Source organism: Vulgatibacter incomptus (genome assembly GCF_001263175.1).
GTDB classification, from domain to species: Bacteria; Myxococcota; Myxococcia; order Myxococcales; family Vulgatibacteraceae; genus Vulgatibacter; species Vulgatibacter incomptus.
Genome location: NZ_CP012332.1, coordinates 3116431 through 3134657, shown reverse-complemented (window position 1 = coordinate 3134657; position 18227 = coordinate 3116431). Strand labels below are relative to the sequence as shown.

Here is an 18227-nt window from a genome sequence, read left to right as displayed (position 1 = left end):
CTCGGGCCCCGGACGACGAGCGAAAGCGCTCTCCTCGTCCGGCTCCATATCCGTACCCCGGTAGCCCAGCGACCCAGCATTTTTGGGTTGTTTTCATTTCGAGCGATGGACCAACGAGGCTGGCTTGTCTACGGACGATCTCATCGAGCGGTGTGCCCGACGAGACGAGGCGGCCTGGTCGACGCTCCTGGCGGATCACCGTTCCGTGGTGGTTCGCATCATCGGCCGGATCGTGGGCGATTCGGATCCCTCCAGCGTCGCGGACCTCGAGCAAGAGGTCTACGTCCGTTTACTGGCGAACGATTGCGACGCGCTCCGACGTCTCCGGGATCCGGGGGCGCTCTCGCTCCGCGCCTTCGTATGCACCACCGCCGCCAACGTCGCACGCGATCACCTGAGGCGAAAGCGGGTGCGCAAGGTGGTAAGCCACGTGGATTGGGGCGATCTCGAGGACGAGCCGGTCGACCCGGGCCTGGGCGCGGACGAGCGCGTCGGCCTGTGGCAGGGGGCCGCCCGGGTCTCGGAGGCGCTCCGGCGCGCCGTCCGGGAGCCGAACGCGGCCCGAGATTCCCTCATCTTCAAGGCGCATTACGTCGAGGGGCTCACGGCTCCGGAGATCGAGGCGATGGGGGTCGGCCTCTCGACCAAGGGGGTGGAGACCGTCCTCTTCCGTCTGACCGCGAAGGTTCGGAATCTGCTCCGCGGCGACGACGGCGAGATTTCCTGAAGGGAGCCGTGCGGCCGATGCGTCCTGGGATATCGGAGGGGGAGACCGTGTTCGAGACCTGTATTCCAGATGACGTTCTGGAGCGCTATGGGGCGGGCGATGGGCCGCCACAGGTGCGCCTGGCCGTCGAGCTCCACGCTGCGCGCTGCGAGCGCTGCCGTGGCGTGCTCTCGGCGTTGGCCATTGCCGCCATGCCCGAATCGGACGCCGAGCGGGCGCTCGTCGATCGGGTCCTCGAGCGGCAGCCGACGGCCGCGCTGGTGTCGGCGCTCCTCGGCGACGCCCGGGAGCGGGCCGTCGGCGCGCCGGTCACTCCGAGGGCTCGGCGCCGCGACGAGGATTCGCCGCTCCGGAGGCCCACGCCGAGGTGGAGCGGCGGTCGTCGCAGGGTGGCGTCGCTCCTCGCGGGCGGCGCCCTCGCCGCCTCGGCCGTGGTGGCCTTCGTCGCGACCGATCGCGGGATCCTGCCCTCCGACATCGAGCTGCCCTATCGCGCCGCCGAGGGTAGGCCGGCGCTCGCCACCCTCCCGTACGTGACCTTCGAGCCGCTGCGGGGTGAGGATCGGGATCCGCCCGCCTACGAGGACGCGATCGGCTGGAGCCTCGCCCGGGACTACAAGGCGACGAAGACCTTCCAGATGCTCTCGTCCCTCTACCTATGGCGGGGGGAGAGGGGCGATCGGGAGCGGGCGGAGGAGTCCCTCCTCGTCCTGCAGGAGAACGGGCGCCGGGACAACGACATCGGCGTACTGCTCCTCTCCCTCGGCGAGCCGGAGGGCGCGCTCATGGCCTTCTCCGCCGCCCTCGACAAGGAGGAGACGCTCATCGAGGCGACCTTCAACCGCGCGCTCGCCCTCGAGGGCCTGAAGCGGAGGGAGCCAGCGATCGACGCCTGGGGCCGCTATCTGGGCAAGTCCAAGGGCGACGAGACCGGCTGGAGGGACGAGGCCCGCAAGCGGCAGGGGGATCTGATCAACCCGCCGCCGAAGGACGACCCCTTCAAGTAGGAGGCACGGCCATCTCGGGATGACGGCCCGCGTCGTATGCGAGGGCCCGCTCGAGGACGCTGCGGCCTTCGTCGCAGATCGGCGGCCCGTGGGCGAAGCAGAGCACCTGCACCGGAAGGTGGTCGATGATCCGGCGCACGCTCGCTCGCGTGCGCTCCGGTTCGTCCTGATATTCGGAGGCCACGAAGGTCGGCTGGCCTGAGCCATCGTGTGTCAGCACGTCCGAGAGGAAGATCACGCTCCGGGGCCGATCGAGCCAGAGCGCATACATCGCCTCGGTTGGCCCGGGGGTGTGGAAGGGAGTGAGCCCGCCGGGGAGTGATTCGCCGGCGGTGTAGCGGTAGTCGGGCTCCTCCTCCAGGTCGCCCGGGGTCGGTGAAACACCCGGGCCCTCCGGCGCGAAAACGGGAACATGGAAGAGTTTTCGATATCGCCACGCCGAGCGCTGGTGGTTCGCCGCCGTGAGCACGATGCCCTTGATCTGCCCGAGGCGGCGAAGCTCGGCTTCACCGACGGGCAGGGGATCGATGAGCGTCACCTGCCCCTGGCTCACTACCGCGTAGGCGTCGCTCTCGCTGCCGCCGATGCGATCGTCGTGCACCCGCCAGCGGAGGACCGTGGGGATCACGCGGACGATCTTGTGCGCATGGGCCGTGGGCTCGGTCATGAGACCAAGGTGGGCACCTGGCCCGAGCGTCGCTCGGATGGCGGCAGGGCGGGCGGCGGGCGCGGCGCCCGCCCGGCAGTCTACGCCGCGAAACGCTCGAGGGTATCGCGGACCGCGTCCGGGATCGGGAGCGGCTTCAGCTCGTCGAGATCGGTGGTCACTACCGTGATCTCGCTCGTGCAGAGCGTCCTCCCCGTCTCCGGGTCGCGGGCCTCGTAGCGGCACACGAAGGAGGTGCGTTTGACCCGCGGGAAGGTGAGGTGGAGCTCGACCGTGGTGCCGTACCGGAGCGGCGAGAGGAAGTCCGTCTCCACGTGGACCGCCGGCCAGCCGATGCGCTTCTCGTTGATCCACACCGGGTATGGCGTCCCGGTGGCGTCGCCGAAGAAGTCCTCGAAGGTCATGTGGAAGTAGTCGAAGAACCGGGGGTAGAAGACGATCCCGGCCGCGTCGACCTCGTTGAAGCGCACTGTCAGGCGCTTCACGTACGCAGGCATCTCGATTGGCTCCCGAAGGAATGGGCGCTCGAGCTCGCGAGCGCGGTCGCGTGTTTCGCTTTCTTTCTCACACCTGTCTCAGAGCGTGTGAAGAAATCGGTCCCGCGGGAGCGGGCCCGTTTCTTCAGCTCGCGCTTCGCGCGAGGGCGCTCCTTTTCGTTTGCTCCGCCTTCGGCTCCGCGAGAGCTTGTGAATTCTTCACAAGCTCTCAAAAGGCGGAGATCCCCGTGAGCTCCTTGCCGAGGATCAGGGTGTGGATGTCGTGGGTGCCCTCGTAGGTGTAGACCGACTCGAGGTTCACCATGTGCCGGATCACGGGATAGTCGTCGGTGATCCCGTTCGCCCCGAGGATCTCCCTGGCGAGGCGGGCGGCTTCCAGGGCTACGCGCACGTTGTTGCGCTTGGCGAAGCTGATCTGCACGTAGGTCTGCTGGTCGAGGTCCTTGAGCTGCCCCAGGCGCAGGTTGACGAGCTGCGCCTTCACCAGCTCGGTGTAGATGGCGACCAGCTTCTCCTGCGTCATCTGGAACGAGGCGATCGGCTTGCCGAACTGGATCCGCGACAGCGAGTAGTCGCGCGCGGCCTCGAAGCACGCGAGGTGAGCGCCGGTGGCACCCCAGGCGATGCCGTAGCGGGCCTGGTTGAGGCACATCAGCGGCCCGCGGAGGCCCTCTACCTTCGGGAGCACGTTGGCCGCGGGGACGCGGACGTCGTGGAAGGAGAGCTCGGCGGTGAGGGAGGCGCGGAGGCTGACCTTGCCGTGGATCTCCCGGGCCTCGAAGCCGGGCATGCCCTTCTCCACGAGGTAGCCCCGGACGCTCTCCGCGCCGCCGTCGTCGGTCTTCGCCCAGACCACGGCGACGTCGGCGGTGGTGCCGTTGGTGATCCAGAGCTTCGTTCCGTTGAGCACGTAGTGGTCGCCGTCCTTGCGGGCGCGCGTCTTCATCCCGGCGGGATCGGAGCCGTGATCGGGCTCGGTGAGGCCGAAGCAGCCGATGACCTTGCCCGCGGCCATGCCGGGGAGGAACCGCTCCTTCTGCTCTTCGGAGCCGAAGGCCCAGATGGGATACATGGCGAGGGCGCCCTGCACCGAGCAGAACGAGCGCAAGCCCGAGTCGCCCCTCTCGAGCTCCTGCATGGCGATGCCGTAGGTGACGTTGTCGGTCCCCGGGCAGCCGTAGCCCTGCAGGTTCATCCCCAGCAGGCCCATCTCGCCCAGCTTCGGCGCGAGCTCGGTGGGGAAGGTGCCGGCGCGGAAGTGCTGCTGGACGACGGGGAGGAACTCCTCGTCCACGAGTTTGCGCACCGAGCGTCGAACCAGCTTCTGCTCGTCGGTGAGGAGGTCGTCCAGCCGGAAGAGGTCGGTGCCGAGAAGCGAATCGCCCAAGGAGGACTCCGTCGAGAGGGTGCCGTCGCGCGGCCGAGAGGAACGAAATCGTGCAGTTGGCGTAGCACGCGCCGCAGAAGGCCGGCAAGCGGCTCCGGCCGGCGTCCGCTGGCGAGCCTCGTAGCCGCCTCGTGGTCCGGGAGGAGGGAAGCGCCCGGGCCTCTGTCCGGATTCTGGGGGCCCGGGCGTCTTTGCTTCGGGCCCGCGAAACGGAGGCGGCTGGATGCACATTCGAGCTTGGGCACTCGTCAGGATTCCACTCTTTCTCGTCGTGGCGGCACTGGCTGCCGCTTGTGAGAGCCCTCCCGAAATGTCCTGCTACGACGGTTCGCAGTGCGATTCCGGTTACTGCCATGACCGACGGTGTGAGCAGCGGCGAGGCAAGGGCGAGGAGTGCACCTTGGTCTCGCCCTGGGACGACTCCGGCCAACTAGGGATCGAGACCAACTGCCGGGCGGGCCTGATTTGCTCCTCGGCGAGCCGGACGTGCGTCGATCCGTCGGGGCTCGGCGGTCCCTGCGCGAGTGATGGCGATTGCGGCGTCCATCCCAGCTACCGGCACGAGGACGATCTGGTCTGCGACGTGAGCGCGGGAGCGGGCCGCTGCGCGCCTCCCCGCTCGGTGGCTGTGGGACGGAAATGCGTGGGCAGCCGCGCTTGCGAAGGCGAGCATCGATGCGTCGAGACCGGCGACGGAACCTCGATCTGCCGAGGCCCCGGCGCAGAACGGGACGTGTGCAGGGTCCGGTACGAACATCCGGGCCGCGACGAGGGCGATCGATGCCTGCCCGGCCTCTTTTGCGACGACGGTGATCCAGGAATCTGCAGGCTCCGCGTCTCGCGGGGGATGCAATGCGAACGAGACCTGCAATGCGCGGAGGGGCTGATCTGCCGCGGAGCGGCGGACAAGTCCTGCGAGTACGCCTCTACCGAGGGCGAGCCATGCGGCCGCGACTGGGACTGCGCGAAGCCGTTCCTTTGCATCGTGGGTTCGTGCTCGCCCCCGAGTCCCAGAGGAGGGCCCTGCTACAGCAAGGACCACTGCGCGGAAAGGGCCGATCGCTGCGTCCTCGGCGCTTGCGCGCCCCCGTCGCGGGAGTGGGAACCGTGCGGCTGGAGCGCCGACTGCGGCCAGGGCCTGCAGTGCCAGATGGGGATGTGCAGGGCGCGCCTGGACGTGGGAGATGCGTGTAGCAATAACTTGACGTCCCCGTGCGATGCCGGGCCCTGTTTTGAAAACCGATGCCAACCAACGAGTGGTCTTGGGGGGCCATGCGGCGCTTTGGGTGATTGCGAGGACGGTCTCTTCTGCCAGGTCGGCACCTGTGTCCCGAGGCGGGGCGACGGAACGGTGTGTGAGGCCTTTTTCGAGTGCGCGAGCAGGTGGTGCGACCCCCTACGCAAGGTTTGCGTGAAGCTCTGAACGGAGGAATGGATGGAAACGGGTCCGTTCGTGCGTCGTGCGATCTTGTGGCTCGCGGTCGTTCTCGGGTTTGCCTGGTCATGCAGGGAGCGCCCCGAGGATGGCGCGATTTCCTGCTCTGAATCCGCTCCGTGCCCGGAGGATTCGTACTGCAAGGCCGTTCCCTCCGGAGGAGGAGGGTGTAGCGGGGTCGTGGATTCCGGGATCTGCCTCCCGAAGAAGAACCGGGGAGAGCCCTGCGCGGGCTTGGCGTGGGACTTCCGGCAGGGATCGGCCGACTGCAAGGCGGGCCTGATCTGCCATGGCGCCTACGACCCGCCTCGCTGCGAGCCGGTCTCCGGTCCGGGCGAGCGATGCCTGGATGCGATCGATTGCGGCGCGAGCGAAGCGACCGACGAGGCTGGCCCAATCTGCGACGTGAGCCGTCCTCCCGAACCCCGGCTCGGGAGCTGCGCTGAGGCGGGTTCGGTGGCCGACGGAAGCGCCTGTGTGGAGGATCGGGCCTGCGCGAGCGGGCTCGCTTGCCGGCCTGATCGGAGCGGCGGCCGGATCTGCCGCGGGTCCGGCGCAGAGGGCGATCGCTGCGAGGGCGTCGAAAGCCCGTCCAAGCCCGACTGCGACGATGGACTCTATTGTGCGTGGGAATATCCGCGGACGTGTCGACGTGCGCTGGAAGAGGGCGAGCCCTGCAGCGCCGCGACGTCGTGCGCGGGAGACCTCGTCTGCCGCTTGGATGTCGATCGCTGCGGCCCTCGCTCCGGCGCGGGAGGACCGTGTGGCGGCGCACACGACTGTGGAGCCGGCCTTGCGTGCATCGACGGCTCTTGCGTGCCTCGGACCCCGGAGGGCAGCGACTGTGACCTCAGCGAGCGATGCGAGGCCGGTCTGCGATGTATCGGGGGCATCTGTTCGTGGCACGGCGGGGTGGGCGACCGCTGCGACGGGCCGTTGGATTGCGTCACCTTGACGAGTTGTCACTTCGGAGCTTGCCGGCCTCTCTATCCCTGGAGCGAGGAAGGGGGTCCCTGTTCCACCTCGGATGACTGTCTGGGGGACCGCGCTTGCGAGGATGGCGTCTGTCAGCCACGTGGTGGGGTGCACGCGCGCTGCCGAACGGATTGGGACTGCCGGGACGGTCTCTTCTGTACGAGAGAGACCTGGGGCACGTGCAGGGAGCGCTTTCCGTCCGGCGCTCCCTGCAGCGCCGAGCACGAGTGCCGGAGCTTCTCCTGCGAATTCGGGAGCAGCCCGCCGACCTGCGCTCCCTGAAGGACGCCACGAACCTCGCCATCGGAGAGCCCGCGCGGTAGGTTCGGGGCCGTCTCGAGCGTTGGAAGGCACGTGGCAATCGTCAGAACCGCAGCCCGCACCGCGATGGGAGCCCGCCAGGTCGTCAAGGACCTGGGCCGGCTCCAGCAGATCGTGCAGATCCTGGCCCGGCACGGCTTCGGCTGGCTGGTGGCGCGGATCGACGTCCCCGGGATCGGCTTCTTCCGCAAGGGTGAGGACGCTGAGGTCGGCCTCTCCCCGGAGCGGGTGGCCGCCGCGCTGCGCGAGCTGGGGCCGACCTTCGTGAAGCTCGGCCAGATGCTCTCCACCCGGGGCGACGTGCTCCCGCCCGGCTACGCGGAGGCCTTCCAATCCCTGCAGGACGACGTGGGGCCGATCCCCTTCGAGGAGGTGGAGGAGCAGATCCGCGCCACCCTCGGCGGCAGCCCGCTGGATCTCTTCGCCCAGTTCGACGAGGAGCCGCTTGCCACGGCCTCGATCGCCCAGGTCCACCGCGCCCGCCTCCCGAGCGGAGAGGAGGTCGCGGTGAAGGTGCAGCGCCCCGGCGTGCGCGAGCTGATCTTCACGGACCTCTCGATCCTCCAGTTCCTGGCGAGGCAGGCCCAGGCGCAGATGCCCGAGATCGAGCTCCTCGACGTGCCGGGGGTGCTGCGGGAGTTGCGAAAGTCCATCGCCGACGAGACGGACTTCCGCGTCGAGGCGGCGCACCTCGAGCGCTTCCACGCGAACTTCGCCGGCAACGACCACGTGGTGATACCGGAGATCTTCACGAGCCACTCGGGCGAGCAGGTGCTCACGATGGAGTGGCTCGACGGCGTGAAGATCAGCCACGCCCGCGCCTCGGGCTGCGACATGCGGCTCGTCGGGGAGCGTTACCTGCAGACGGCTTTCCAGATGCTCCTGGAGGACGGCTGCTTCCACGGCGATCTGCACCCCGGCAACGTGCTCGTGCTGCCCGGGAACCGGTTGGGCCTCCTCGACTTCGGCAATGTCGGGCGACTCACGGAGGAGATGCGCGAGAACCTCGTCACCATCTTCTTCGCGATCCAGCGCCGTGACTACCGGACCATCGCCCGCGTGTACTGGGAGCTGTCGATCCGGAGCGAGCACATCGATTACACGGCGTGGGAGGGTGATCTACAGGCGCTGATGGAGCGGCAGGTGGTGGGCCGCAGCATGGCGGAGCTGCAGGTCGAGGACTTCCTGCGGCAGCTCACGGAGATCGCGTTCCGTCATCGGGTGCGGATGACGCCAGCCTACACGCTCTTCTTCAAGGCTGTGATCACCACCCAGGGCCTCGCCAAGCAGCTCATCCCTGAGGTCGATCCTTTGGAGGAGATGGTGCCCTATCTCCAGAGGATGACCCGCGAGCTCTACAGCCGCGAGCGCCTGCAGGAGGAGCTCTTTTACCAGCTCACCGCGTTGCGCTACACCGCCCGACGGCTACCGATGCTGGCGGGGCAGGCGATCTCCGACCTCCAGGAGGGCAAGCTCCGGCTCAAGCTGCAGGCGGAAGCCGCGCCTGCCGACCGCTCGCTCCGCGAGAAGCAGGTGAACCGGATCGTCCTCGCGGTCCTCTTCCTGGGCCTCGTGGTGGCGTCGAGCCTCGCGCTCTCCGCGCCCGCTCCGCTGCTCCTCGGACTGCCGGCTCCCGCCGCGGTGGGCTACGGCCTCGCCGCCGCGGTCCTGGCGGCGGCGCTTCGCGCGATCTGGCGGAGCGACCGGCCCTAGCACCGCTTCGGGCGTCCCGGGCGACGCGCTCCTATTTTCTTCGGGGAGCGAAGGATGTCGATCCGAGTCTTCTTGGAAGCGTTGGACCACCACGACGAGGACCTCGCCGCCGAGCAGGTGGGCGGCGGCTTCGCGGTGGATTCGCCCGGCCACTACCCGCTCGGCTTTCGGGACTTCTGGCGCTCGCAGCTCGCGCTGTGGGAGGCTTTCCCGGATCTGTGGAACCACGCCCACGACATCCACGAGGGCTTCGCGGCGGGGAGCGCGATCATCCAGCTCACGGGGACCTTCGTCCGCGACCTCGACATGCCCTGGCACGAGTTCCCCCTGATCCAGGCGACCGGGGAACGCATCGTCCTCCCCCCGGAGCGGCTCGAGTTCACCCTCGAGTACGGAGAGATCCTCTCGATCCGGAACGTCTCGCCGGATGGCGTCGGCCTCCTCGGCATACTTGCCGTCGAGGGGATCACCCTGCCTCCGCCGGGGATCATGGGGTGATCGGGCGCGGCCGCTGGCGGCCTTGCGTTCGGCGCGCCTCTCGGTTGTTCTGGAACGGCCACCTTGCTGGGCGAGCGAAGAGCCATTCGCCTGACCCGGGATGACGCAGGGATATCGAATGCTCTCCGAGGAAGCTCTCGATCGGATCGTGGACGACGTGAAGCGGCGGTTCTCCAAGAGGCCCAGGGTGGCGATCGCGGGCTTCGGGAAGGCCGGAAAGTCGTCGCTCTTCAACGCAATCTACGGCGAAGATGTCGCCGCGGTCAGCATGCGCACCGACGAGACCGCGGTCTCGCAGACGAAGGAGCGCTTCGGGATCGACCTCACCGACACGCCGGGCTTCGGCACGGGGCGCTTCTCCCTCGACGAGGTGGCGAAGAGCGGCGCCCTGGACGAGCAGCACGTCGTGATCCACGTGCTCAACGGCATGTCCGCGATCTCGGCGGAGGACATGCAACTCCATCGGATCCTCGAGGGCTCGGTGGCCCACCGGATCACCGTGGTGAACAAGGCCGACCTGCTGGACGATCGTGAGAAGGCGGAGCTCGCCCAGAGCGCGCGGGAGCTCCTCGGGCTCGACGAGAAGGAGCTCCTCTTCGTCTCCGCCCGTCGTCGTACCGGCATCGAGGAGCTGGTGGATCGGATCGTGGAGGCGCTGCCAGACGCGATGAGGGACGCCTTCATCGCGCAGCAGCAGGGGGACCTCGCGCTCAAGGATCGAAGGATCCGAACGCTGATCTACTCGAAGGCAGGCGTGGCGGCGGCGATCGGCGCGATCCCGCTCCCCTTCGCGGACCTGGCCCTGCTCGCCCCCCTCCAGGTGGCGATGGTGGTGACCATCGGGCACTTCCAGGGAGTCGAAGTGAGCCGCGCGAGAGCGGTGGAGCTCATCGCCACACTCGGCGCTGGTGTCGGCTTTCGAGAGGGCGCCCGCCAGCTCCTCAAGCTCGTCCCGGGCTTCGGCAGCGCGGTGGGAGGCGCGGTGGCCTTCGCAGGGACGGTGGCGCTGGGCGAGACCGCGCGCGTCTGGTTCCGTCGCAAGCAGCAGGTCGGCGTGGACGAGCTCCGCGAGACCTTCCGCCAGGCGGCGGAGGAGGCGCGGGCCGAGGCGAAAGCGATGCTCGCCGACGTGCCGATCCGGGAGCTCGAGCGACTGCGGGTGAAGCTCGACGCAGGGGAGATCACCGAGGAGGAGTTCCATCGCGCCGTGACGGCCCTGGGCGATCGGGAATCGGAGGCGTGAGCGGCGGGACGGGGTTACGGATGGGTCTCGAGCCGGGCTCGAACGATCACGCGCGCGCGCTCGAGATCCTCCGCGCCCACGGCTGGAACGCGACCTCCTTCCAGGTGCTCGAGCCCGGCGTCGACTACTGGTTCGACGGGAGCGACGCTTGCGTGGCCTACGTGGACACGGGCCGCGCCTGGGTGGTCGCAGGCGCGCCGATCGTCGCCGAAGATCGCATGGGCGAGGTCGCCCGCCGCTTCGAGGAGGAGGCGCGACGGAGGGGCAGGCGGGTCCGCTACTTCGCCACGGAGGATCGATTCCATCAGCGGATCCGGCTCTCGCGCTTGCGCATCGGCGAGCAGCCCGTCTGGGATCCCGCCGAGTGGGAGGAGACCCTGCGGGCCTCGGCCAGCCTCCGGGAGCAGCTCCGCCGCTCGAGGGCGAAGGGCGTGCGCGTCCGCCTCGTCCCGGCAGAGGAGATCGTCGAGCCCGACGGCGAGGTGCGCCAGGCGATCGACCGGCTCATCACGCGGTGGATGCGCGCGAAGCAGATGGCGCCCATGGGCTTCCTCGTCGCCGTCCATCCGTTCTCGTTCTCCTCTGAGCGGCGCTACTTCGTCGCCGAGCGCGCCGGAGCGGTGGTGGGCTTCCTCGCCGCGGTGCCGGTCTACGCGAGGGGAGGCTGGCTCTTCGAGGACCTGCTCCGGGATCCCCAGGCACCCAACGGCACCACCGAGCTCCTCGTCGACGCCGCCATGCGGACCATCGCCGCCGAGGGGAGCCGCTACGCCACCCTGGGCCTGGCGCCGCTCGCCGGCGCGAGCGGCTGGCTCCTCGCTGCCGCTCGTCTGACCCGGCGCCTCTACGACTTCGGCGGGCTGAGGCGCTTCAAGGCCCGGCTCCGTCCCTCGAGGTGGGAGCCGATCTACCTGGCGTGGCCGGAAGGGGAGGGCGAGATCCTCCCGCTGGTGGACTCCCTCGCCGCCTTCGCCAGGGGCGGGCTCCTGCGCTTCGGCCTCGAGACGCTCCTTCGCGGGCCGACGATCGTGATCGAAGGCCTCGCCGTGGGGCTCGTGCCGTGGACCCTGCTCCTGGCGAGCGCGAGCGTCCCGAGGTGGTTTCCGACCGCCGCGGCCAAGTGGGCCTGGGTAGGCTTCGACGTCGGGCTCTGCGTCGGACTCTTCGCCCTGACGCGGCGGTGGCGCCCGCGCCTCGCCACCGCGATCGCGACCGCGGTCACGGCCGACGCGGCTCTCACCTGGATCCAGGCCCTCGTACACAACGCGCCGCGCATCGAGGGCCCACTCGAGGCCGCCGTCACCGCAGCGGGCGTGCTCGCACCCACGGTCGCGGCGCCGCTCCTCTGGCGCGCGCGCTGGCATCGGCAGGCCGTGACGGCTCCCGTCGAAGAGGGCGCAAACCGTCCGGCCCGTACGTGATAGCGTCCGTCCCTCCTTCGCACCTTGAGGTTCCCCGGATGGACGATCATCGACGCCGCTTGCTGGAGACGATCCAGGACTCGATCATCGGTGACGACCAGGTCTTCGACGGGCCCTTCGGTCCCCGGCGCGTCACGTACGCGGACTACACCGCGTCCGGACGCTCGCTCTCGTTCATCGAGGACTTCATCCGCCACGAGGTGATGCCCCTCTACGCGAACACCCACACCGAGACCTCCGGGACCGGGATGCGGACCACGCGCTTCCGCGAGGATGCGCGGGAGACGATCCGTCGGGCGGTAGGAGGCGGGCCCGACGACTGCGTGATCTTCTGCGGCTCCGGCGCGACCGGGGCGATCAACAAGCTCGTCGACGTGCTCAACCTCCGGCTGCCGGCGGACCTCGACGAGCGCTACGGCTTGCGCGAGCGGATCCCGGCGCACGAGCGGCCCGTGGTCTTCATCGGGCCCTTCGAGCACCACTCCAACGAGCTCCCCTGGCGCGAGTCGATCGCGGACGTCGTCACCATCGACGAGGACGCCGACGGCCACATCGATCTGGCTCACCTGGAGAAAGAGCTCCTCGCACACAAGGACCGCCGCCTGAAGATCGGCAGCTTCTCGGCGGCGTCGAACGTCACCGGGATCGGCTCCCAGACCCACGCGGTCTCCGCGCTCCTCCACCGCTATGGGGCGCTCTCGTTCTGGGACTTCGCCGCGGCGGGGCCCTACGTGCGGATCGAGATGAACCCTGTCGGCGGGCCCGGGGAGGACTGTTCGAAGGACGCGGTCTTCCTCTCGCCCCACAAGTTCATCGGCGGGCCCGGGACACCGGGCGTCCTCGTCGCGAAGCGCCGCCTCTTCGAGAACCGCGTCCCCACGCAGCCGGGTGGCGGCACGGTGGCCTACGTCGGTCCGACCGAGCACCGCTACCTCGCGGACCCGATCCATCGCGAGGAGGGCGGCACGCCGGCGATCCTCGAGTCGATCCGCGCGGGGCTGGTCTTCCAGCTCAAGGAGGCGGTGGGCGAGGAGCTGATCCGCGAGCGCGAGGAGTCGTTCATCCGCCGGGCGATCGAGTCGTGGTCGAAGAACCCGAACCTGCGGATCCTCGGGAACCGGAGCGCCTGGCGGCTCTCCATCGTCTCCTTCGTGGTCCGCCACGGCGAGGGGGCCCTCCACCACGACTTCGTGGTGGCGCTGCTCAACGATCTCTTCGGCATCCAGGCCCGCGGCGGCTGCTCGTGTGCCGGCCCCTACGGCCATCGGTTGCTTGGGATCGATCCTGCTACGTCGAAGGGCTTCGAGTGCGCGATCGTCGCCGGCGCCGAGGGGATCAAGCCGGGCTGGGTGCGGATCAACTTCAACTACTTCGTCTCGGAGACCGTCTTCCAATTCCTGCTGGACGCCGTGCACTTCGTCGCGGACCACGGGTGGAAGCTCCTGCCCTACTACCGATTCGACCTCGCGACCGGACAGTGGCGGCACGTGCGCAGCAGGCCCGGCGAGGCGATGCGCTTGCATGAGCTCTCGTACGCCTCCGGGCGATTGGAGTACCCCTCGCGCCGCGCCACGGCGCCGGAGGGCGTGCTCCCGGGCTATCTCGCGGAGGCCCTGCGCATCGTCGAGGCTGCCACCGCGGAGCTGAGGAACGTGGCGCCGTCGGCGGACGTGCCCTTCGCGCCCGACATCGAGAAGCTGCGCTGGTTTCCGCTCCCGTCCGAGGTGCTCTGCGAGCTCCAGGGTCGGGAGCCGACGACCCACTGCGGCTTCAGCCTCGGGGGGCGGGAGTCGAAGCCTGCAACGGGCGTCGGCACCGCAGCAGTCGCCGAGGCCTAGAGCCTGGCCTCGCCGCTCCGGTAGAGGGAGAGGATCGCCTCGCCGCTGCTCATCACCGCCGCGCCGGCGAGGCGGAGCTGGAAGAGCACCTCGCGGCCTTCCTGCGGATTGCGGGACGCGACGCAGTCCATGATCACCGTGACGCCGAAGCCCCGGCGGAGGCCGTCCATCGCTGTCTCGCGGATCGTCTGCTCCAGAGGCAGGCCGCCGAGAAAGAGCTCGGTGACGCCCGCCGAGCGGAGGAGCTCGGAGAGCCTCGCGCCACTCCGGTCGACTGCGAGGAAGGCCGAGGAGCCGTTCTCGACGGGGTCGAGGGAGCGGAAGACCTGACGGGTGCGCCGCGAGAGGTTGAGGTCGCGGGGGAAGGCCGCGCCCTCCGTCCCGGCGACGCAGTAGGGGGAGACGGTCCCGCCGTTCGTGTCGAAGAAGGCGCTCGACTCGCGGTGCCACTCGCGGGACGCGATCACGAGATCGCCGGCGTGATCGACGGCGCTGCCCAGGGCCGACAGCGGGGCAGCGACCCGGTCGCCGCCGGGGACGGCCATCGAGCCGCCGGGACAGAAGTCGTTCTGGACGCCAACGACGAGCAGGGCCTTGTGCACGCGGACTCCTGCCCTGGACGATGGGGCGCGATCGGGCGGCGCGGCCACGGGGAGCGACGCTCCCGACGGGATCTCGATCCGGGTCGCCTCTCCTTTCGCCGGTCCCTGCCGAGCCATCCGATCCTCGTTTCCGCGCCACGTCGAGCCGGTTCCCGCGGCGACCGGGCAGGCGGGGCCACGGGCCCCTACCGCATGCCATCTCGACAACCGATCCACAGGATCACCGGCATGGCAACCACGGAACGCACCAAGTCCCTCGAAGTCGCAGAGGAGTCGCGAGAGAAAGAGTGGAGCTCCCATACCTTCCTACGAGACCTCTTCCTCGGCGACTTCCGCCTCGACCTCATCCATCCCTTCCCGGATCCGCTCGTCGAGCGACCCGAGTTCCGCAAGTTCTACGACGGGCTCGAGAAGTTCCTCCGGGAGGACGTCGATCCCGACGAGATCGACCGGCTCGGCGACTATCCGGACAAGGTGGTCGACGGCCTGCGGCGGCTCGGGGCCTTCGGGATGAAGATCCCTGAAGAATACGGGGGCCTGGGCTTCACCCAGCGTGAATACGGCAAGGTGATGGAGCTGCTGGGCAGCTATGACGGCAACCTCATCGCCCTCCTCTCGGCCCACCAGTCCATCGGCGTCCCCCAGCCGCTGATGCTCTTCGGCACCGAGGAGCAGAAGAAGAAGTTCCTGCCCCGCTGCGCCAAGGGCGCCATCTCCGCCTTCGCGCTCACCGAGCCGGCGGTGGGATCGGATCCGGCCAGCCTCTCGACCACCGCCCGGCCCACGCCGGACGGCAAGGCCTACATCCTCGAGGGCGAGAAGCTCTGGTGCACCAACGGCACCAAGGCCGAGCTGCTCGTGGTGATGGCGCGAAACCCGGACACGGATCGGATCAGCGCCTTCGTGGTGGAGACGTCGTGGGAGGGCGTGGAGCTCCCGCACCGCTGCCACTTCATGGGCCTTCGCGCCCTCGCCAACGGCGTGGTGATCTTCCGCAACGTCCGCGTCCCGCGCGAGAACCTGATCGGTAAGGAAGGGCAGGGCCTGAAGATCGCCCTCACCACGCTGAACACGGGGCGGCTCACGCTGCCGGCGGCGACGGTGGGCATGGCCAAGCAATGCCTCGAGATCTGCCGCAAGTGGGGCCTCGCGAGGGTCCAGTGGGGCGAGCCGATCGGCCGCCACGAGGCGATCTCCCGGAAGCTGGCGCAGCTCGCCGCGACCACCTACGCGATGGAGTCGGTGCACCAGCTCGCCGACGAGCTGGCGACCCGCCCCGGCTACGACATCCGGCTGGAGGCGGCGGCGGCGAAGGAGTGGAACACGGTCAAGGCCTGGGAGCTGGTGGACGACACCCTCCAGATCCGCGGCGGGCGAGGCTACGAGACCGCCGACTCCCTCGAGGCCCGTGGCGAGCCCGGGGTGCCGGTGGAGCGGATGATGCGGGACAGCCGCATCAACCTGATCTTCGAGGGCTCGAGCGAGATCATGCACCTCTTCATGGCCCGGGAGGCGGTGGACAAGCACCTCCACGTGGCGGGGCCGCTGGTCTACGGCCGCGCGAGCGGCCGGGAGAAGCTCGACGCGCTCCCGAAGATCGCGGCCTTCTACGCGCGCTGGTATCCGACCCGGTGGACGGGCTGGGGCCGGTGGCCGCGCTATGAATCCTTCGGCCGCCTCGCCCGCCACCTGCGCTTCGTGGAGCGGACCAGCCGCAAGCTCGCCCGCTCCACCTTCCACGGGATGATGGTCTACCGCGGCGGGATGCAGCACAGGGAGGGCTTCCTCTTCCGCGTGGTGGACATCGCCATGGAGCTCTTCGCGATGTCGGCCTCGATCTGCAGGGCCCAGCGGATGGCGGAGCGCCACGACCCCGCAGCCGCGGAGGCGATTGAGCTCGCCGACCTCTTCTGCCGGACCAGCCGGAAGAAGGTCCGTCGGCTCTTCGTGGACCTCTGGTTCAACCAGGATTCGTTCGAGAACCGGGTCGCGAACAAGCTGCTCGAAGGGAAGTACGCCTGGCTCGAGGAGGGCATCATGGGCCTCGGCCTCTCGGTGGACGACCTCCGCCCATCGGGCCGCGAGAGACGGATGGCCCGCGCGTCGGGCGCCGAGTACGAGCCGGAGGAGGCGAACCGGGCACCGCCGCCCGCGCCCTACTCCTGAGACGAAAAAGGGCGAGCCCCTCACCGCTGGCGCGGGAGAGGGGCTCGCCCTGAATCACTTCGAGGAGCTCAGTCCCGGATTTCGCCGTCGCACGTGCCGCTGTGGGCCACGCGGATCCCCTTGCAGAGGGCATCGGCCGAGTTGCCGTAGGTCCTTCCGTCCACGCCGCAGACCGGATCGTAGAGAGCGATCGAGACGCACTCGCCGCAGTTGCCGTAGTCGTGGGCAATCTCGGCGCCTGCGCACCTGGCCGCGCATTCGTTGGGGTAGCTCACGCCGCCCCAGGCGCAGACGGGCAGGTAGTTCTCCTCGCAGCCGCACGCACCGCATTGCCCCGGGTGAGCGACCCGGATCCCCTTGCAGAGGGCCTCGGCCGAGTTGCTGTAGGTCCTGCCGTCCTCGCCGCAGACGGGGTCGTCGAGCGTGATCCAGACGCACTCGCCGCAGCCGCCGAAGTCGTGGGCGATCTCGGCGCCGACGCAGGCGGCCTCGCACTCGTTGCCGTAGGTGTGGCCGCCCCAGGCGCAGACGGGATCCCAGACGGTTGGGCAGATGCAGTTGGCCGATTCGAGGGCCTCCTCCCCGGAGCCGACGTCGGCCTTGGAACCAGCGCCACCGCACGCGGCGAACGTGGAAGCTGCCAACACCACTGCGAAGAATGCGATTCGCGTATCCATTTCGACCCCCGTCCAGATCCGATCGACCAGCGAGGCGGTCGAACGAGGACCCATTATCTGTTTGTCGGTAGCGTCGGACAACAGCGAGTGTCGAATCCGACACGTTCGAAATTCGGAACCGCGCGCCCGCAAATGCTGGGGGATGGCGGAGGGCGAGCCCCTCGTCGAAGGGCTCGCCCAGAGCTGCCGTGGGAGTCGTGGACTACCCGCGGGTGTCGGCGTCGCAAGATCCCGTGTGGGCCACGCGGATCCCCTTGCAGTGGGCCTCGCCCGAGTTGCTGTAGCTCCTGCCGTCCACGCCGCAGACCGGATCGTAGAGAGCGATCCAGGAGCACTCGCCGCAGTTGCCGTAGTCGTGGGCAATCTCGGCGCCTGCGCACTTGGCCGCGCACTCGTTGGGATAGCTCACGCCGCCCCAGGCGCATACGGGCGCGAGCTTCTCCTTGTCGCAGCCGCAGTCTTCGCACGGCCCCGGGTGGGCGACCCGGATTCCTTCGCAGGTCGCCGCCTCCACGTTGTCGTAGGTCTTTCCGTCCTCGCCGCAGACGGGATCGAAGCGCTGCCTGAGCAGGCACGTGCCACACTCGCCCTTGTGGGCGATCTCCGCGCCTACGCAGGCGGCTTGGCACTCGTTGCCATAGGTCTGGCCGCCCCATGCGCAGACGGGATCCCAGACGGTCGGGCAGATGCAGACGGCCGCTTCGAGGCCCTGCTGCTCGGAGCCGGTGTCGGCATCGGCACCAGCACCACCGCACGCTACGAACAAGGATGATACCAACACCACTACGAGACCAGCGAGTCGGGTTCTCATTCGGATCTCCATTTCAGTGAAGGGTCGATCGACAATCGGTCGACCAACCCAGTCAAACCGGGCTTCACTGGAAATGCAAATCTTCCAAATTTGAAAAGTTCAGGATTCAAACAGCTCCGTCGTGAAATGGAGCGTTGGCCGTCTCGATCCGCGGTCGGAACGATTGCCCTCGCCTGCGTCGAGCTGGCGCGGCTGCGCCTTCAACAGGCCCGGCCGGCTGCCTGTGCGCCTGCCGGCGGGGC

Annotated in this window: 14 protein-coding genes and 1 pseudogene; 9 read left to right on the top strand and 6 right to left on the bottom strand. The window is 69.0% G+C overall.

Features of this window, described 5'->3' with window-relative positions; translation table 11 throughout:
- Positions 1-124: 124 nt before the first annotated feature.
- Positions 125-727, top strand: a complete 603-nt coding sequence (locus AKJ08_RS13025; RefSeq protein WP_050726463.1) for an RNA polymerase sigma factor — start codon at positions 125-127, stop codon at positions 725-727.
- A 47-nt stretch (positions 728-774) separates the two neighbouring features.
- Positions 775-1734 (top strand): hypothetical protein, encoded by a 960-nt coding sequence (locus AKJ08_RS13020; RefSeq protein ID WP_157370664.1) that lies wholly within the window; start codon positions 775-777, stop codon positions 1732-1734.
- On the opposite strand, the gene AKJ08_RS13015 is transcribed toward AKJ08_RS13020, so the two are convergent.
- The 3 genes from AKJ08_RS13015 to AKJ08_RS13005 all read right to left on the bottom strand — a co-directional run bounded on the left by AKJ08_RS13015 (position 1727) and on the right by AKJ08_RS13005 (position 4285).
- Positions 1727-2401, bottom strand: coding sequence for an MBL fold metallo-hydrolase (locus tag AKJ08_RS13015; protein ID WP_050726461.1), 675 nt, complete (start codon positions 2399-2401; stop codon positions 1727-1729). The genes AKJ08_RS13020 and AKJ08_RS13015 overlap by 8 nt on opposite strands.
- Before the next feature lie 80 nt (positions 2402-2481).
- Positions 2482-2898 carry an acyl-CoA thioesterase gene (locus AKJ08_RS13010; RefSeq protein ID WP_050726460.1) on the bottom strand — a complete coding sequence of 139 codons (417 nt, stop codon included), beginning with the start codon at positions 2896-2898 and terminating at the stop codon, positions 2482-2484.
- Positions 2899-3106: 208 nt separating this feature from the next.
- Positions 3107-4285, bottom strand: a complete 1179-nt coding sequence (locus AKJ08_RS13005) for an acyl-CoA dehydrogenase family protein (protein ID WP_050726459.1) — start codon at positions 4283-4285, stop codon at positions 3107-3109.
- Positions 4286-5720: 1435 nt separating this feature from the next.
- On the opposite strand from AKJ08_RS13005, the pseudogene AKJ08_RS20920 reads away from it, so the two are divergent.
- The 6 genes and pseudogenes from AKJ08_RS20920 to AKJ08_RS12980 form a co-directional block, all read left to right on the top strand.
- Positions 5721-6605 (top strand): annotated as a pseudogene (locus AKJ08_RS20920) (hypothetical protein); the annotation flags it as partial.
- 444 nt (positions 6606-7049) lie between these two features.
- On the top strand, positions 7050-8729 hold the full coding sequence (locus AKJ08_RS13000; protein WP_050726458.1) for an ABC1 kinase family protein: 1680 nt from the start codon (positions 7050-7052) through the stop codon (positions 8727-8729).
- A 54-nt stretch (positions 8730-8783) separates the two neighbouring features.
- Positions 8784-9227, top strand: coding sequence for a nuclear transport factor 2 family protein (locus AKJ08_RS12995; RefSeq protein ID WP_050726457.1), 444 nt, complete (start codon positions 8784-8786; stop codon positions 9225-9227).
- Positions 9228-9345: 118 nt separating this feature from the next.
- Positions 9346-10470 (top strand): YcjF family protein, encoded by a 1125-nt coding sequence (locus AKJ08_RS12990; RefSeq protein WP_050726456.1) that lies wholly within the window; start codon positions 9346-9348, stop codon positions 10468-10470.
- 20 nt (positions 10471-10490) lie between these two features.
- Complete coding sequence (locus AKJ08_RS12985) at positions 10491-11891, top strand: DUF2156 domain-containing protein (RefSeq protein ID WP_082343142.1); 1401 nt, start codon at positions 10491-10493, stop codon at positions 11889-11891.
- A gap of 38 nt (positions 11892-11929) precedes the next feature.
- Entirely contained in the window at positions 11930-13729 is a 1800-nt protein-coding gene (locus AKJ08_RS12980) for an aminotransferase class V-fold PLP-dependent enzyme (RefSeq protein ID WP_082343141.1), read from the top strand.
- Here the strand turns inward: AKJ08_RS12980 and AKJ08_RS12975 are convergent.
- Entirely contained in the window at positions 13726-14448 is a 723-nt protein-coding gene (locus AKJ08_RS12975; protein WP_050726455.1) for an isochorismatase family protein, read from the bottom strand. The genes AKJ08_RS12980 and AKJ08_RS12975 overlap by 4 nt on opposite strands.
- 111 nt (positions 14449-14559) lie before the next feature.
- Here AKJ08_RS12975 and AKJ08_RS12970 point away from each other — a divergent pair, with 111 nt between their 5' ends.
- The gene (locus AKJ08_RS12970; RefSeq protein WP_082343140.1) at positions 14560-16497 is read left to right on the top strand and encodes an acyl-CoA dehydrogenase family protein; all 1938 of its coding nucleotides are present in this window, start codon (positions 14560-14562) and stop codon (positions 16495-16497) included.
- Positions 16498-16565: 68 nt separating this feature from the next.
- On the opposite strand, the gene AKJ08_RS19890 is transcribed toward AKJ08_RS12970, so the two are convergent.
- A complete protein-coding gene (locus AKJ08_RS19890) occupies positions 16566-17174 on the bottom strand; it encodes a Kazal-type serine protease inhibitor family protein (protein ID WP_169788821.1) in 609 nt (202 codons plus the stop codon).
- A 202-nt stretch (positions 17175-17376) separates the two neighbouring features.
- The gene (locus tag AKJ08_RS12960; protein WP_169788820.1) at positions 17377-17985 is read right to left on the bottom strand and encodes a Kazal-type serine protease inhibitor family protein; all 609 of its coding nucleotides are present in this window, start codon (positions 17983-17985) and stop codon (positions 17377-17379) included.
- Positions 17986-18227: the final 242 nt, after the last annotated feature.

Coding starts and splice junctions, on each gene's coding strand:
- AKJ08_RS13015 (WP_050726461.1), bottom strand. CDS start 2,401: ATGACCGAGCCCACGGCCCATGCGCACAAGATCGTCCGCGTGATCCCC.
- AKJ08_RS13010 (WP_050726460.1), bottom strand. CDS start 2,898: ATGCCTGCGTACGTGAAGCGCCTGACAGTGCGCTTCAACGAGGTCGAC.
- AKJ08_RS12995 (WP_050726457.1), top strand. CDS start 8,784: ATGTCGATCCGAGTCTTCTTGGAAGCGTTGGACCACCACGACGAGGAC.
- AKJ08_RS12990 (WP_050726456.1), top strand. CDS start 9,346: ATGCTCTCCGAGGAAGCTCTCGATCGGATCGTGGACGACGTGAAGCGG.
- AKJ08_RS12985 (WP_082343142.1), top strand. CDS start 10,491: ATGGGTCTCGAGCCGGGCTCGAACGATCACGCGCGCGCGCTCGAGATC.
- AKJ08_RS12980 (WP_082343141.1), top strand. CDS start 11,930: ATGGACGATCATCGACGCCGCTTGCTGGAGACGATCCAGGACTCGATC.
- AKJ08_RS12975 (WP_050726455.1), bottom strand. CDS start 14,448: ATGGCTCGGCAGGGACCGGCGAAAGGAGAGGCGACCCGGATCGAGATC.
- AKJ08_RS12970 (WP_082343140.1), top strand. CDS start 14,560: ATGGCAACCACGGAACGCACCAAGTCCCTCGAAGTCGCAGAGGAGTCG.
- AKJ08_RS19890 (WP_169788821.1), bottom strand. CDS start 17,174: ATGGATACGCGAATCGCATTCTTCGCAGTGGTGTTGGCAGCTTCCACG.
- AKJ08_RS12960 (WP_169788820.1), bottom strand. CDS start 17,985: ATGAGAACCCGACTCGCTGGTCTCGTAGTGGTGTTGGTATCATCCTTG.